The 14726-nt window shown below is 64.3% G+C and carries 11 protein-coding genes, 1 tRNA gene and 1 pseudogene; 7 read left to right on the plus strand and 6 right to left on the minus strand.

The genetic code is table 11. The features are described from left to right. Positions 1-120 precede the first annotated feature (120 nt). Together recQ and ybaL are read left to right on the plus strand one after the other, a co-directional pair. Positions 121-1935 (plus strand): DNA helicase RecQ, encoded by a 1815-nt coding sequence (gene recQ, locus ASG87_RS10160; protein WP_056004605.1) that lies wholly within the window; start codon positions 121-123, stop codon positions 1933-1935. A gap of 136 nt (positions 1936-2071) precedes the next feature. Next, positions 2072-3781 carry a YbaL family putative K(+) efflux transporter gene (gene ybaL / locus ASG87_RS10165; protein ID WP_056004607.1) on the plus strand — a complete coding sequence of 570 codons (1710 nt, stop codon included), beginning with the start codon at positions 2072-2074 and terminating at the stop codon, positions 3779-3781. Between the two features lie 18 nt (positions 3782-3799). Here ybaL and ASG87_RS10170 read toward each other — a convergent pair whose 3' ends face one another. Next, positions 3800-4060, minus strand: coding sequence for a hypothetical protein (locus ASG87_RS10170; RefSeq protein WP_056004609.1), 261 nt, complete (start codon positions 4058-4060; stop codon positions 3800-3802). Between the two features lie 241 nt (positions 4061-4301). Here ASG87_RS10170 and ASG87_RS10175 point away from each other — a divergent pair, with 241 nt between their 5' ends. Beyond that, positions 4302-4529 carry a hypothetical protein gene (locus tag ASG87_RS10175; RefSeq protein WP_056004611.1) on the plus strand — a complete coding sequence of 76 codons (228 nt, stop codon included), beginning with the start codon at positions 4302-4304 and terminating at the stop codon, positions 4527-4529. Between the two features lie 798 nt (positions 4530-5327). Next, on the plus strand, positions 5328-6917 hold the full coding sequence (locus ASG87_RS10180) for an MASE1 domain-containing protein (RefSeq protein ID WP_056004613.1): 1590 nt from the start codon (positions 5328-5330) through the stop codon (positions 6915-6917). Here ASG87_RS10180 and ASG87_RS10185 read toward each other — a convergent pair. The 5 genes and pseudogenes from ASG87_RS10185 to ASG87_RS10190 form a co-directional block, all read right to left on the minus strand. Beyond that, on the minus strand, positions 6910-7320 hold the full coding sequence (locus ASG87_RS10185) for a hypothetical protein (protein ID WP_056004615.1): 411 nt from the start codon (positions 7318-7320) through the stop codon (positions 6910-6912). The genes ASG87_RS10180 and ASG87_RS10185 overlap by 8 nt on opposite strands. 523 nt (positions 7321-7843) lie before the next feature. Continuing rightward, positions 7844-9859, minus strand: a complete 2016-nt coding sequence (locus ASG87_RS20045; RefSeq protein ID WP_157511012.1) for a hypothetical protein — start codon at positions 9857-9859, stop codon at positions 7844-7846. A 71-nt stretch (positions 9860-9930) separates the two neighbouring features. After that, entirely contained in the window at positions 9931-10218 is a 288-nt protein-coding gene (locus ASG87_RS20050; RefSeq protein ID WP_157511013.1) for a hypothetical protein, read from the minus strand. A 230-nt stretch (positions 10219-10448) separates the two neighbouring features. Further along, positions 10449-10758: pseudogene (locus tag ASG87_RS20915) on the minus strand (Arm DNA-binding domain-containing protein); the annotation flags it as partial. Positions 10759-10920: 162 nt separating this feature from the next. Further along, a tRNA-Phe gene (locus tag ASG87_RS10190) sits at positions 10921-10996 on the minus strand. A gap of 275 nt (positions 10997-11271) precedes the next feature. On the opposite strand from ASG87_RS10190, the gene ASG87_RS10195 reads away from it, so the two are divergent. From ASG87_RS10195 to ASG87_RS10205, 3 genes are all read left to right on the plus strand, one after another. Then, positions 11272-12903, plus strand: a complete 1632-nt coding sequence (locus ASG87_RS10195; RefSeq protein WP_056004618.1) for an integrase family protein — start codon at positions 11272-11274, stop codon at positions 12901-12903. 174 nt (positions 12904-13077) lie between these two features. Next, on the plus strand, positions 13078-14229 hold the full coding sequence (locus ASG87_RS10200; protein ID WP_056004620.1) for an MT-A70 family methyltransferase: 1152 nt from the start codon (positions 13078-13080) through the stop codon (positions 14227-14229). Next, the gene (locus ASG87_RS10205) at positions 14226-14723 is read left to right on the plus strand and encodes a hypothetical protein (RefSeq protein WP_056004621.1); all 498 of its coding nucleotides are present in this window, start codon (positions 14226-14228) and stop codon (positions 14721-14723) included. Before ASG87_RS10200 ends, ASG87_RS10205 begins: the two co-directional genes overlap by 4 nt. Positions 14724-14726 lie beyond the last annotated feature (3 nt).

Raw genomic sequence — 14726 nt, forward strand, 5'->3', positions numbered from 1 at the left:
CCCACGGGAGGGAGAGAAGCAATCCGGCAGGCACGGGCGTGACTCCCCCGCCCCTCGAATCGGCCGTCGCCGACAACCCGGCAACCTCCGTCGCCGGGCCGGTTTGCTAGCATGTAGCGGATGCCTGCCACTTCCTCCGACATTCTCCAGAGCGTTTTCGGTTACGCCAGTTTTCGCGGCCAGCAGCAAGCCATCGTCGAGCACCTGATCGACGGCGGCGACGCGCTGGTGCTGATGCCCACCGGCGGCGGCAAATCGCTGTGCTACCAGATTCCCGCCCTGGTGCGGCAAGGCACCGGCATCGTGGTGTCGCCGCTGATCGCGCTGATGCAGGACCAGGTGGACGCGCTGCGCGAGGCCGGCGTGGCGGCGGCCTACCTCAATTCCAGCCTGGACGCGGAAGCGCAGCGCGAGGTGGAGCGGCAACTGCTGGCCGGCGAGCTGAACCTGCTGTACGTGGCGCCGGAGCGGCTGCTCACCTCGCGTTTCCTCGGCCTGCTCGAACGCACCGAGGTCGCGCTGTTCGCGATCGACGAGGCGCACTGCGTATCGCAGTGGGGCCACGACTTCCGCCCCGAATACCGCGAGCTGACCCTGCTGCACGAGCGCTTTCCCGACGTGCCGCGGATCGCGCTCACCGCCACCGCCGACCCGCGCACGCGCGAGGAGATCGTCGAGCGGCTGGCGCTGCAGCAGGCGCGCCAGTTCGTTTCCAGCTTCGACCGCCCGAACATCGGTTACCGGGTGGCGCTGAAGCACAACCCGCGCACCCAGCTTATGCAGTTCCTCGACGGCCATCGCGGCGAGGCCGGCATTGTCTACGCGCTGAGCCGCAAGAAGGTGGACGAGACGGCCGCGTGGCTGGCCGAGGCCGGCATCGAGGCGCTGCCGTACCACGCCGGCCTCGACGCGGCCACGCGCGCGAAGAACCAGCAGCGCTTCCTGCGCGAGGACGGCGTGGTGATGGTGGCCACGGTCGCCTTCGGCATGGGCATCGACAAGCCCGACGTGCGCTTCGTGGCGCACCTGGACCTGCCGCGCAGCATGGAAGGCTATTACCAGGAGACCGGCCGCGCCGGCCGCGACGGCCTGCCGGCCGAGGCGTGGATGATCTACGGCCTGGCCGACGTGGTGACGATGAGCCAGATGATCGCCCAGTCCGAGTCGGCCGACGAGCGCAAGCGGATCGAGCGGCAGAAGCTGGAGGCGCTGCTGGCCTACGCCGAGGCCACGCGCTGCCGGCGCGAGCTGCTGCTGGGCGCGTTCGGCGAGGATTACCGCGGCCCCTGCGGCCACTGCGACAACTGCATCGAGCCGCCCCGCACCTGGGACGCCACCGTGCCCGCGCAGAAGGCGCTGTCGGCGGTGTACCGCAGCGGCCAGCGCTTCGGGTCCGGCCATGTCATCGACATCCTGCGCGGCATCGACGGCGAGCGCGTGAGCCAGCTCGGCCACGACAAGCTGACCACCTTCGGCATCGGTGCCGACATGGACGAGAAGGCGTGGCGCTCGGTGTTCCGCCAGTTGCTCGCCGCGGGCCTGCTGGAGGCCGATGCGGAGGGCTACGGCACCCTGCGGCTGACGAAGACCAGCCGCGAGGTGCTGGTCGGCAACCGGCAGGTGCATCTGCGCGAGGACGCGCGCCCGCAGCGCAGCGCGCGGCGCCGCCGCGACAGCCAGTTGGTGACCGGCGCCAGCATCGGCATCGAGGCCTACGAGCAGCCGCTGTGGGACGCGCTGCGCGCCCTGCGCACGCAGTTGGCGCGCCAGCAGGGCGTGCCGCCGTACGTGGTGTTCCACGACGCGACCCTGCTGGCGATGCTGCGCGCGATGCCGGCGAACGAGGCCGAGCTGGCCGAGGTCAGCGGCGTGGGCGAGGCCAAGCTCAAGCGCTACGGCCGGGATTTCCTCGCCGTGATCAACGCCCCGGGATAGATAAAAAGCCTTGCCGGGATCTTGCGCCGGAGTGCGCGAGCCCTTAGATAGGAAAACCTGGCCAGCGTCGGACGACGGCGGTCCGCGCCGTCGCCGACCCGTCGCACGGCATACCTCACGCCACAAGGACCGCGCCATGCACGACGCCCCGCTCATTGCCACCCTCGTCAGCGGCATTGTGCTGGCCTTCCTGTTCGCCGCGCTCGCCCACCGGCTCAAGCTGCCGGCGCTGGCCGGCTACCTGCTGGCCGGCGTGGTGGTCGGGCCGTTCACGCCGGGCTACGTGGCCGACGGCCATCTCGCCCACCAGCTCGCCGAGCTCGGCGTGGTGCTGCTGATGTTCGGCGTCGGCCTGCATTTCTCGCTGAAGGACCTGCTCTCGGTGAAGAGCATCGCGATCCCCGGCGCGGTCGGGCAGATGGCGGTGGCGACCGTGCTCGGCGTGCTGCTCGGCTGGGCCCTGGGCTGGCCGTTCGCGCAGAGCTTCGTGTTCGGCCTGGCGCTGTCGGTGGCGAGTACGGTGGTGCTGCTGCGCGCGATGGAGGAGCGCCGGCTGATGGAGACCGAGCGCGGCCGCATCGCGGTGGGCTGGCTGATCGTCGAGGACCTGGCGATGGTGCTGGCGCTGGTGCTGCTGCCGGCGATCGGCAACGCCCTGGCGGGCGGCAACGGGCTCAGCGTCGGCCAGGTGGCCGGCACGCTCGGGATCACCATCGGCAAGGTCGCGCTGTTCGTCGCGCTGATGCTGGTGGTCGGCAAGCGGCTGATCCCGTGGACGCTCAAGGTGGTCGCGCAGACCGGCTCGCGCGAGCTGTTCCGGCTGGCGGTGCTGGCGATCGCGCTGGGCGTGGCGTTCGGCGCGGCGGGGCTGTTCGGCGTGTCGTTCGAGCTGGGCGCCTTCTTCGCCGGCATGATGATGGGCGAGTCGAAGCTGGCGCAGCGCGCCGCCGAGGAGACGCTGCCGCTGCGCGATGCCTTCGCGGTGCTGTTCTTCGTCTCGATCGGCATGCTGTTCAACTACCAGATCGTGCTGACCGACCCGTGGGTGGTGCTGGCGGCGCTGGCGATCATCGTGATCGGCAAGTCGCTGGCGGCGCTGGGCATCGTGCTGGCCTTCGGGCGCCCCCTGCGCACCGCATTGACGATCTCCACCAGCCTGGCGCAGATCGGCGAATTCTCGTTCATCCTGATCGGCGTGGGCGTCGCCCAGGGCATGGTCTCGAAGGAGGCGCAGGACGTGCTGCTGGCCGCGGCGATCGTCTCGATCCTGCTCAATCCGCTGCTGTTCATGCTGCTCGACCGGGCCATGCCGAGGCTGGACGAGCGCGAATCGCAGCGCAAGGCGGCGGGCGAGCCCGGCGGCCAGCCGGCCGAGGCGCCCGACGCGGTGGCGGCGCCGACCGACCTGTCCGGTCACGTGGTGGTGATCGGCTACGGCCGGGTCGGGCAACTGGTCTGCGCGAAGCTGCACCAGGCGGGCGGGCCGCTGCTGGTGGTGGAAATGGAAAAGGAGCGGGTGGCGCAGTTGCGCGAGCAGGGCTTCGAGACGGTGAGCGGCAATGCCGCCAAGGACGAGGTGCTGGCCCTGGTCAACCTGCCCGGGGCGCGCTCGCTGGTGGTCGCCGTGCCCGACGCGTTCGAGGCGGGCGAGATCGTGCGCGTGGCACGCCTGGCCAATCCGCAACTGGACATCGTGGCGCGCGCCAACACCGACGCCGGCGCGGCACACCTGCGCGAGCAGGGCGCCAACCTGGTAGTGCTCGGCATCCACGAAATGGCCCAGGGCATCCTGGACCACCTGCATGCCGACGCGGCGGACACGGCGGCGAGCCAGCCTGCGGGCTGAAAAGCGGCGAGGCCGGCCTCAGCCGGCCAGGCGCCACCCGGGCATGGCCTTGTGCGCGCGCCGCGCGGGTGCCGCGGCGGGGCCGGGCAGGTATCGCCAACGATTGAGCTGGCTGGGCAGCCGGGCCGCCGGCCATGCGCCGAGCAGGTCGTCCAGTGCCGATTCGGCCGTGTCGTGCCGGCCCTGTTCGCGTTCGCCGAGCAGGCTGCGCCAGCGATGGCCGTGCCGCACGATGCGGAACAGCCCGAGCTTGGATGGATACACGTACTGAGCCAACACGGCAGCGGTCCCGGGGAGTGCGCGCATATCCTGGCGACGGCGGGTGACCGGCCGGTTATCGCTTTGCGGCGCGACGATGGCGGAAAAGGGCGTGGCCCGGCGCGCGGCCGCAGGGGCGCCGACAGTCGGTGCACCGAATCGCTATAGGGGAAGGACTACACGACGAGAAGCCGCCAGCCGCTACGCCGCAGGCACGCTCCGGCGCACCATGCACGCGATCAATGCATCGGGATCGGGTTACATGAAGATCGTGTTCTCGCTCAAGGAATGCGCCGGAGGGCAATGGAGCGTCTGCCGCGGTTCGATCACCCTGTTCAGCCAGTTGCGGCTCGGCCCGGCGATCCGGCTGGCGCGCGAGGTGGCCCGCGACGAGCACCTGCGCTCGGGCCGCAGCGTCAGCGTCGAACTGCCCGGCCCGACCTCGGCGATCGAGCTTGCCAACTACGTACGGGCTTCCGTCGCCGCCTGAACGCGGCCGCGCTCAGTCATCCGGCGAAACGCGCGTGATGCGCGACTTCCGTTGCCGGTGATGGCTGAGAAACGTTCCGGTCGAACCGAACACGACGTACAAGGTGGCGCGAAAAGCCGCCGTCACCGGCGAGCAGAACCAACTTCGTATTTTTCGATACGCCCACAACCAACCGCGATCCCCCTGACAAGCCGTGCTATCCCTAAGCATGGTGATACCCATGTCTTTGTCAGTCCGCGGATGCTTGCACAGGCGTATTGCAGCTTGGTGAGTGCCCCATGAACAGTCGTCCCTTCGCGAGGCGCCCGATGGCTTTCGCGCAGGCACGTCGCAGGCTCTCCGTGCGCGACTTCCCGCTGTGCGTACGGCGCAGTCGAGCGCATCCCCTGTGCTCCGGACAGGACGTACCTGCGCTCCAGGCGGGACGCAGCGATGGAAGATGAACGGGGCGATCCCCGCTCGCCGCGGCCGGCGGCCCTGCCGGAGCGCGGAACGGCGGCGGCATGCGACCCCGGGCCTGCCGCTACGGCATCCATACGGGAGCGTCTGGTCGATGCGCCAAGCGTTGCGATGAAGGTGGCGGTGTAGGACCATCGGGGCGGCAGAGTCTTCCCGGGCAGGCTGCTCCGTGTGTGACGTCGCAGTTTCTTTACCGTTTCGCGGGCATGATCGCGCGTGTGGGCTTTGCCAGCCTCGGCGAGGCCGGGGGATATCCGATCGTCTAGGGGTCTGCGGATGAATCAAGGATCACGATGGAACGTATGGCTGCGGCATGGTGCGATCGCCGCGGCTTATGCCTTGGGTTACGTGTTGCTGCGGCAGGTATCGTGGTCGCACTGGATACTGTTCGCCGGCTATCGCTTCGCGGTGCTGCTGCTGGTGCCCTACCGCTACTGGCCGGCGCTGCTGGCCGGCGAGATGGGGCCGGTGGGCTATGCAAGCCTTTCCTGCCTTGGGGACTTCGGCTGGGTCTGGTCCGCGCTGATGCTGGTGCCGCCGCTGGGCTTGGCGATGCCCATCGTGCGGTTCGGCCGCGAGCACCTGAAGATGGTGCCTGCCACGGGGCCGGTGCGCGTGGGCGCGGTCATGGCGTGCACGTTGGCGGTGTCCGCGGTCTGGACGCTGGCCTATGTGGTCACGCTGTCGACCGCGCGCGTTCCGGCCTCCCTTGAGCCGATCGATTACGGCGTCGAGGCTGCGCGCTGGTTCATCGGCAACTACCTCGGCATCCTCACGCTGGTCCCCCTGGTGCTCCTGGCCTGGGAGCAGCGCGCGAAGTGGATGGCGAAGCCGCGGGCCGGGTTCGCGCGCGCGATGCAGAGCCCGCTCGCATTGGAAACGGCGACCTTCGTGCTGCCCGCGCTGGCCATGCTGGTCTGGCTGGGGCTCGCGGCTCCGGGCGAAAGCTCGCGGTCGCTTGCGCGCCTGCTGATGTTCGCGCCCGTGGTCTGGCTGGCCCTTCGCCATGGCTGGTACGGTGCGGCCATCGGCGTCACCGCCGCGAGCGTGTCGGTGTCCCTGACGATGCCGGCGCTCTACGACCCGACGACGCTGCGTGCCGAGGTGCTCGTGGCATTCGCGGCCAGTTCCATGCTGCTGTTCGGCGGAAGGATCGCGGTGCTGCGCCGGCAGGCGGGCCCGGAAGGGCGGGGAGGGCATCCGCTGGCCCTGGCCCGGCGGATCCAGGCGCAGTGCGAAGCCCAGTTGCGCCAGGGCGCGCTGGGGGTCGAGTCGGTCAGCAGCACGGTGCACGCCACGGAGGAACTGCTGTTCGACCGCCTGCGGGAATACCGGCCCCTGATCGATACCCGTGAACTGCGCCGCCGCACCACGTTGACGCGCGAGCAGTTGTTCCAACTGGCCGACGGCCTGTATCCGGCCTCCCTGCGCGAGTACGGCCTGGTCGCGGCGTTGCGCCACGGCGGCCTGGCTCGGGCGCTGAACGCCCATCGCATCGGCTACTGGTGCCAGATGCGCGGCGCCATCCAGCAATTGTCGGAGCCGCTCCAGCTCACGCTGCACCGCCTGGTGTGCGAGGGGGCCAGCTACCTGTGCGCCAGGCACAGCGTGCAGGACGTCACCGTGTACCTGCGCCATGGCCAGCGCGACGGATGGCAGTGGGTGGTGGTCCGGATCGATGCGCTGTTCTCCGACGATCCCGGATTGCAGATCCGCGGGGAATCGCTGGCGCAGCGGCTGGCGGCCACCGGCCTGGGCGTCGAGGCGATCCGCGACCGTGCGGCGCTCTACGAGGGGGTGACGCACGTGCGTTCTTCGGCGCACGGCGAATGCATCAGCGTCCTGTTGCGCGAACCCTGCGCCAGCCAGCCGCAGCGGGTGGCGCCGTTCGAGCGCGCCACCCGCGGGGCGATGCCTAATTTTAGTTGACGTGCGTGGTGCATTCGACCGGGTTGGTGCAGGTCGCCTCCGCCTTGAACACCATCGCCCCGTCGTCCTGCGGCATGGCGGTGATCTGGACCGAACCGTCCTGGTAGATCGCGACTCCTGCGGCGCCGCCGGTGGCCGTCGTGCCGTCCTGAGGCGTCTGCAGCAATTTCGCGCTGCGTCCCATGGGCAGGGGCAGGAAGATGCCGTTGGCCGTCGCCACGGCCACCAGGACGTTGCCGGCCGCATCGTTGATCTGCACGTATTTCACGCCGGACTTGACCCAGACGTAGGCGTGGAAGCCGGGTGCGAGGCTCACGTCCGGCGTGTCGGTGGGCCAGGTGCTGCCCAGTCCGGTATTGAGCTGCTGTTGCGCGAAGGCAGGTCCGGCGAAAGCGGTAGCCATCAACCCCGCGAGCATGGCTTGCCGAACGGTAGATCCAAGACGTTTCATCGGTGCATCCCCTTTTCGTCGGTGGTCGAGACCCGAATGTAGCACCGCCCGCCGTAGGCGAACGTGGTATGGGGCGACGTTCCCCCACCTTTGAGTAGCACAGTGGTTTGTAGTCCAATCCCCCATCCGAAGGAGATTGGACGGGTTTCGGCATCCGCTCGATCACAAACCTGGGCGGTGAAAGCCTCCTGCTGCTCGATTGGCCGGGCATGGTGTTGCCCGAACGCCGACCGGCTTTCGTACCGGCGAAGTGGACCTTGCTGGCTGCAGATCGCCTAACGGCGGAGGCCGCGGCGAATGAGCTGGAGCTGTTAAGTCAGGTGATTGCCGAAGTAGCTCTAAGTTATAGCAATTGCAAATTGCTGCAAGCCGCGACGAAAAGACTTCTCACAGGTCGCATAGCGTTGCAATTTACTTGTTGGCATACAGTGATCACTGCCGTGAAAGTAATCGGAAGTTTGATTGTCTCCTGCCATCATGTCGGGCAATGACGCGCCCTATCCGGGTAACCGCAGATGCCACCATTGCGCGGGAACGGTCTAGGTTGCGTGGGGCGAGGCATAGATGTCGACGAATTGAAGTTGCGCGTTTTGTCCATGACCGGGTCTTTTAACGGATCGATGACGTACGCTTGTAGCCAGCTCACATCGGCACACAAGACGCCATTTTCGTTTGCTTCGCACGCACCTGATGACTCGGGGAATATTCGCCCGTATTTTATCCATCCGAGAATCGTATTTTTCCTACGACAAAACAAAGAAGAGCAATTGTCCGATTTTTCTGCATTATCCGAGGGGGTATCAACGGCGAATCCCTGCGGGCTGCCACAATCTCCATTCGCCACACCTTGCATAGCATTCCGCTTTAGACAAAGCGCAACCGCCATGCCCAATTCGTCGGCATTCCAGTCGACGTTGTCTTTCCTGAAGGGCGCTCGAGCCAAATAGTCATAGTACGTGAGGGCGTACCCATCGGGGCTCATCGCGTGATTGAGCTCGCGAAGAGCTTCCGGAGGAGTGCCGGCGGACTTCAGCGTCCATGTAACCTCATTGTTCAAAACAGTCCAAGGTCCCTTCAATACCTTCCCAAAGTCGCCTCGCGCCAAAGACTGCCCATCGCTGCCCGCATCAGCATTTCGAGCTTGTTTTTGAAGTATTTCCATGAGCTTCGAGCCTCTCGCTACATCGCTTCCGGGAAGCATGGCCAGGATGCGTGTGAGTTGCTCTGGCGTGTAGGCGATGCTGTTTCGACCCCCTGTCAGAGCCGACGCTGGGCAGAGCTGTGGCACGGTGCTTTTGGAAAGCGCCGTGAAGTCACATTCGCCTGTTTCACGACACTGGAGAATAATCTGCTCAAGACAGCGTCGAATGGTTGATAGAGCTGTGTAGTCATTTGACAGATCTGGAATAGTCGAATAGGGTAGATAGAATGAAGCGGGGTCTCTCAGTGCGGCATTATAGACATTCTCTAATTTCTTGGTCCTGGCGATGGACGCAGAAAGGGAGCGAATGTCATCGGAGTGCGTATCGACGAGGTTGGCAGACGGAGCTACAACTAAATAAGGCGTAACGACGATCTTATATGGAACTGCTTGCGTTGGAGCGAAGTTCGCGTATGACTCTATGTGGGAAATGGCGGCGGCCATGTTCATTGGGATATTGAGATCGCCGCCGCTTTGAAAGACGTGAATATCGAAATTGTCTGCAGCCAAGGTTTTTATTTCTTTAGTCGTAATGTCCACGCCGCCGCTCGCACCCCAACCCGAAGCCGAGGCGCTTAAAGTGAAGGATTTTCCATCAGTGTTATTTAGGGTGCGCTGATCAAAGAGATAGCTCAGCTGGCCGCCGATGCGGATACTAGAAACAAATCCATCGCCGCATGCCTGAAGAAAGCGTTTAGGGCCTTCCAACGGATCGCTGTCAAGAATGGCTCTCGCAGTATTTGTGAGTCTCAGTGGCACCTTGCCGTCCGTGATGAAGCTGGCCCCCTTGTCAACATGTGCAAGACCAAGAATATGCGTTGTGGTTCGGTCATTCGTGTTCCACGTCGTGTAGTTTGAAGACGCATGCGCGCCGAAGGCGCCGACGCCGTATCCTCCGTGCGCAGAAACACTGAGCAGACTTTGTAACTGTTCTGAGTCGAAGACGTAGTGGTACTCAATGGTGGCTGAGCCGCCCTGCTGCGTTTGCTCACTGCCGACGACGCATTGATTCAGAGTTCGAGTCCCGAAACCCCTGTTCCAACCTTGGCCGAGTACGACACCCTCAGGTGGATATTCATCCACCTCCTCGCCAAAAATATCCCGAACGGTACGACCTACGGTCGATGCTGGAACTGGCACTTGGCGATTCCTCCATGCCAATGCATAGCTGGATTCATCGCTTAAGGTGGACTGAGAGCCCGACGGATTATCGGGGCCTTTTTTTCCGCACCCGAACAACAAGATCGAAGAACTCGCAAATGCGAATAGCAAAAAATTGGCGCGAAACATAGGTGTTCCCCCTTAGCCATACGAGATGGACGAATGACTTTACGGCAATTTTTCTATGATCGGAGCGACGGCTATTCGGTGACGAAATCGATGTGGGCTTCGCCTGTGCGCATATCAGGAAAGATTGCGCCGAGATCTCGGCCACTTTTATCCGCATCTAAAGTGAACTTATCGCAGTCGATCGTTCCGCTGCCGACATCAATCTGTGTCTCTTCAGCGACAGTTCGCCACGTGCCGGTTTTATGCATGTCCAGGCAGGGATACTGGTCATCAGTGGACCAAGTCCCGTCTTCGTCCACTGAGAGCGGAAATCTATTTCCGTCTGGATCATGGAAAGTTAGGTGTGCAGCCTTGCCCATACGCTTCCCCTCGTGCGGCAATTGACTACTACTTTCTTGTGCAAGTATGCGCGCGCCATTGAGCTCAAATCAATGGGCGGCGAACTCCAGTCTGCCGCGCCCCTCCAAGGTGGGGGAGCGTCGCTCCCTATATTCTTCGTACCAGTGCGTGAAGATGGGCTGCTGAATGCTCGTGTGACGGTGGCCAGTTGCTTAGGCAAGGTCGCTGCACCTCACTCGGAACCACCCACGGCCACGACCTCAAAGCTGTTCGTGGCCTGTTCCATGTCCGCTGCCCTTTCAGCCTTTCCGGGGTCGGTTCCCGCTGCCAGCAGCTTGCGAGCTTTATCGCGCTTCGCGCGGGCATCGGCCAAACCGGCATAGGGGGTAAACGCCGAGACTAAATGTGTTGTGCTTGCCAGTGATGGGGCGGCGATTGTCCATGCGCCATCAGCACGCGCCATCGGGGCGCAAGAGTAGGTACAGGCCACCGCCATCGGTATGCTTGATGGGCTTGTCTATGGGCTTTGCCTTACGGATGGCTGCGTCAGTAAGTGGCATGACAGTAACGGGTTTGGCCGTGGGCCGGTTAACGTCATTGTTACCGCCATGGATCACCGGATCGCCAGGGGCGATCTCGGACAGTGGTGGACCGCAGATAGCAGAAAACCCGCATCTCTGCGGGCTTTACTGGACAACTCAGGACAGCTTGAGTTTGCAACATGGTGGCCGAGGACGGAATCGAACCGCCGACACGGGGATTTTCAATCCCCTGCTCTACCAACTGAGCTACCCGGCCGATGAACTGGGTTGAGCCGTCAATTAAAGCGGAATCGACCTGTTTCGTCAAGCACTGATTTGACCGTCTCGCCGCGCCACGCTTGGCGCCAGCGCTCATGCGACCTGGGCGAGAGCAAAACGTGAATTCGAGAGGACAGGCGGACTGCCGGGTGGGGCGGATTTGGCTGAATGAACCGCCAGGAACCGCCAGGAACCGTGGTGAAGGGGGCCGCACGGGGGCCGCAAATGGGAGTATCGTCGGGGCCGCAGCATTCGCCAAGCCGGGGAGCCACGATGGCCGTTCAACTCGAACTTTCGCAAAAACTCGTCGACAGTCTGACCTTCGAGAACAGGATCGTGGGTGTGTCCAAGACGGGCCAATACCTCTACGAAAAAACGCCACCGGATGAGACCGAGTGGACCGTGCGCGATGGGGGTAAAACTGGCGTGTCGGGGTTGATCCTGCGCATCCACCGCTCGACGAAAACGTGGGCCTTCCGGCGCAAGTGGGGTGGCAAATCCCGGCGCGTGAAAATGAGCAGCGCCGACGTGATGAGCTTGGCGCTGGCACGGCAACGGGCCAGGGCGTGGCAGTTGTCATACGACCAGGGGCATGATCCGCAGCGGTTGATTGCTGACCACCGCGACGAAACCCTGCGTGCGGAAGACCAGCGGCGCCTGACGGTCGAGGTGGCGATGCAGAACTTCATCGAATACAAGCGCAAGCACAAGACGAAGCTGGGCGACGACGGGCGCTTGGACATCGGCGTGGGCAAGCGCCGCAAGGTCGATCCGAAATTGCGGGACTCGTCGACCGAGGATCGGATCAAAGTCCAGCGGTGGCTCACCGGCTCGCCCATGTGGCGCGTGTCCATCGTCCAGCTGACCGAGGCCCAAGTGGCCGAGAGCCTCACCCCGCTGTTGCATCTGGCAGCCGGCAAGAAAACGGCGCTCACGTGGGGTCCGAAGTCCGTGAGCAAAGGCACGATGGACAAGATCTATGTGCACCTCGATGGGGCGTGGTGGCGAGCGGCCAAGCAGCTGAAACTGGGCGTGCTGCGGGAAGAAGGCCCGATTCAAACCTGGCGCCAATCCCATAACAGCGATTGGCCGGGCGACAAGCGTGTGGAGAAGGCGCTCGATACAACGCAGGATGCGCACATTGTCTGGCTGAAAGCTTTGCTGGCGATGCAGACCGCCGCGCACGATCCGGCCGTGCTCGCGAACCGGCCCGACCCGCGCAGCAAAGCGATCAAACCCCATCTGTCCGTGCTCATCGACTTCTATTTGATCCTGACGCTGTTTGGCACTCGGCAGACCGAAACGATGCTCCTGCAATGGCCCCAGGTGGACTTCACCAAAGGCTTGGTGTGGCTCTCGGATGACACGACGAAGAGCGGCGCGCAGGACGTCATCCCCCTCACGCCTTGGGCGCGGGACATCCTGGTCGAACGCAAACGCCTCAACGAGCTCTGGCGGCCGGACGAACCCGGCACCTTCGTTTTTCCGTCGCGCGAGCATGGCCGGCCGATCAACAGTCCGCGGAGCGTCCTGGTGGCGTTGGCCGAAGCCACCGGCATCACGATCACGGCGCATGACTTGCGTCGATCGCTGGCCCGCGAAATAGGCAGTGAAGCGGATTTGCTCCGCACGGCCAAACTCCTGGTGAGCGGGGCCGCCCTCCACCACGGGGCTGGGCGTGGGGGCAGCAAAGTTGCCGGGGCCACGCAGCGCTATCTCCCCGATCAGGCCGAAATCCTCCGGCCGCTCTACCAGCAGCGCGAAGATCGGTTGCGTCAGCTCGTGGGGTTGCCCGTGGCGGCGAAGCCGGAAAAAGACAAAAGCGAAGCCCGCGCGATGATCGAGAAAGTGAAAAACGACCCCGCCTTGCGGGAGGATTTGATCAAGGCACTGCTGGGAACCTGAACGAAAAAAGATAATTGCAGCCGAGCGTGGGCGGTTCCTGGCGGTTCCTGGCGGTTTTTGACGGTTCGCCACGGTGCGTCAGTAAATCCAATAAACCTTAACAGATCAATGACTTACGATTGAATTAAGGGTCAGACCCGGCCTATAACTGTCTCCCCATCAAAGGAGACAGCCATGACCCACAGCACCGATTTCACCTCTTCCACTTCGCAGGCCGCCCGCTCACCCGAGCCGGTGGCCGCTACCCGTGGCCTTGCCAACATCAAGGCCTCCCACCGTCGCCGCTCGCGCAACCCCCAGGCCTCACCTCAGGTCCTGCCGGTGCGCCAGCGGCCGCGTGCCTTTGCGCACCATGCCCAGGCCACCACGGCTGATGAAGCCAACGCGTCCCTGATCCAGTTCGCTGAGCAGCACGGGCTTTATGACGTCATTTTGCGGGACGACCCGGTGGCTTACGGACGTCGCACCGAAAACATGAACCACAACGCGTCCCCGTCGAAGCACTACCCCACGATGAGCAACCAAGCGTTGATGGACTTCGACGTCCGCCACGTGTGCGCCCCGAACTGCATTATGGGGATGTGGACCCCGGCGAGCCAGCTGCCCTTCGCGATCAAGCGGATGGAGCGGGTCGGGTTCCAATTCATCACGGCGATCGTCTGGCACAAGTTGCTGCCCTCAGGGAAGCCGGCCCATTGCGCGACGAAGAGCGCCGTGCTGCCCGAGCATGAATTCCTGCTCTTGGGCCGGCGTGGAACCGGGGTGCCGATCCCACGGGCCGGCCAGGGCGCGGATTACATCGCCCGGATCCACGGGGTCATTGCAGCGGTTCGCGGGGCGCACTCGCAGAAGCCCACGCTGTTTCACGACGAACTGATGCGGCTGTTTCCCACCACGAAGGAAGGCCGGCCGTGCAGGTTCCTCGAACTGTTTGCCAGGGCAGGGGTGCCCGGCTGGGACGCGTGGGGCAACCAGGCGCCTGGATCGGCACCGCTGCCAGAGCCGGAGTTTGTGCGGGCAGCTCAGCCTGCGGCGGCCGTGGAGGCCACCGTCAAACCGGCCGGTTACATCGTCGTTGATCGACGAAGCCGGCGCATCGTCATGGGCTGCTCGACGCTGGCCAAAGCCAAGCAGTGGCTGATGGCTTCGCGGGTGTTTCAACGGCCAGACGTGGAAGTGCTTGCGGCCGAGGCTGAACTGGTGCGCCACGGGACGACAGGCCGGTGGCCAATCTGGCATGGACGCCGCGTGTCGATCGTGTGGCGCGGCGAGACGGTAGCGGTGGCCATCGCCGCACGCCAAAACGACGATGGAGAAGAAGCATGAGCGCCGCCAAAGACACCAATCAGCGCAAGGCCCTCCTTGCAGCTGTCACCACCGGCGCCGGCGCTACTGAGGAACGCTGCCAGCTGATCGGGCAAGTCACTCAACGCTGCAACCCCCTTCGGCCGGAAGTTTGGACCCCCGAACACATTGCCGCGGCGAAGGAAGCACACACGTGCGGCGAAGAGTTGTGTCGGGTTTTTGTGGGGGCGCCCCTGCACTGGTCGCAAGAGCGCGTCGATGCGTTCGACGTCGCGGTGAATCAGAAAGATTGGGCGGACCTCCTCGAGAGAGTGGACCTGGACCTCCTTCGTGCGAAAAAAGGGAATTGGTCCCATTGGTCCGCGACCGGGCAACACTTCATGGGCACTGAGGCCGCGTTCCTCATCTGGAATCGGATCTGGGTCGAGGGCAGGCCGGCCCTGGAACTGCTCATCACTGCGGTGGACGCTGAGAGCATGCCGTTCCTGGACGTCCTCATCGAAACGACCTCCTGAGCA

Source organism: Frateuria sp. Soil773, from assembly GCF_001428405.1.
In the GTDB taxonomy this organism is placed as follows: Bacteria; Pseudomonadota; Gammaproteobacteria; order Xanthomonadales; family Rhodanobacteraceae; genus LMSL01.

Bases quoted from the DNA above. Each gene is read 5' to 3' on its own strand.
- recQ (WP_056004605.1), top strand. From the start codon at position 121: ATGCCTGCCACTTCCTCCGACATTCTCCAGAGCGTTTTCGGTTACGCC.
- ybaL (WP_056004607.1), top strand. From the start codon at position 2,072: ATGCACGACGCCCCGCTCATTGCCACCCTCGTCAGCGGCATTGTGCTG.
- ASG87_RS10175 (WP_056004611.1), top strand. From the start codon at position 4,302: ATGAAGATCGTGTTCTCGCTCAAGGAATGCGCCGGAGGGCAATGGAGC.
- ASG87_RS10185 (WP_056004615.1), bottom strand. From the start codon at position 7,320: ATGGCTACCGCTTTCGCCGGACCTGCCTTCGCGCAACAGCAGCTCAAT.
- ASG87_RS20045 (WP_157511012.1), bottom strand. From the start codon at position 9,859: ATGTTTCGCGCCAATTTTTTGCTATTCGCATTTGCGAGTTCTTCGATC.
- ASG87_RS20050 (WP_157511013.1), bottom strand. From the start codon at position 10,218: ATGGGCAAGGCTGCACACCTAACTTTCCATGATCCAGACGGAAATAGA.
- ASG87_RS10195 (WP_056004618.1), top strand. From the start codon at position 11,272: ATGGCCGTTCAACTCGAACTTTCGCAAAAACTCGTCGACAGTCTGACC.
- ASG87_RS10200 (WP_056004620.1), top strand. From the start codon at position 13,078: ATGACCCACAGCACCGATTTCACCTCTTCCACTTCGCAGGCCGCCCGC.
- ASG87_RS10205 (WP_056004621.1), top strand. From the start codon at position 14,226: ATGAGCGCCGCCAAAGACACCAATCAGCGCAAGGCCCTCCTTGCAGCT.